This is a genomic window from Bradyrhizobium sp. Crot121 (assembly GCF_059512385.1).
Window position 1 is genome coordinate 1 of the sequence record NZ_JCAMOR010000329.1, and the last position, 557, is coordinate 557.

At 64.5% G+C, this 557-nt stretch carries 1 protein-coding gene; it reads left to right on the forward strand.

What is annotated here, in order from left to right:
* On the forward strand, positions 1–557 hold a 557-nt coding region (locus tag AC5ZGW_RS46810; RefSeq protein WP_496114223.1), incomplete at both ends, for a sugar phosphate nucleotidyltransferase.

A 557-nucleotide genomic window follows, 5' to 3' on the forward strand; every position in this document is an offset into this window, starting at 1 on the left:
AATCCCGAGCGCCCGGCCACCGAATACGGCTATATCAGCCCCGGCGATACCATTTCGGGACAGGTGCGCGCGGTCGCAAAATTCGTCGAGAAGCCCGACGCCGCAACCGCGGCCGACTACATCACGTCGGGCTATCTCTGGAACAGCGGCAACTTCATGTTCCGCGCCGCCGTGCTGCTCGATGAGTATCGCAATTTCGATACCGCGAGCGTGCAGGCGGTGACCGAGGCGGTGACGAAGACCGAACGCGATCTCGGCTTCGTCAAGCTCGATGTAGATGCGTTCGGAGCGGCGAAGGCGATCTCGATCGATTACGCGGTGATGGAGAAGACCGCGCACGCGGCGGTGGTGCCGGTGTCCTGCGGCTGGTCGGATGTCGGCTCCTGGCACGCGGTGTGGGAATTGTCTGACAAAGACGGGCAGGGCAATGCCGCGCGCGGTGCTGCAGTGTTCGAGGACTCCCGCAACAGCAATGTCTGGACCGACCGCGCGCTGGTCGCGCTCGAGGGCGTCGACGACCTCGTGGTGGTGGCGACACAGGACGCCATCCTGGTGTC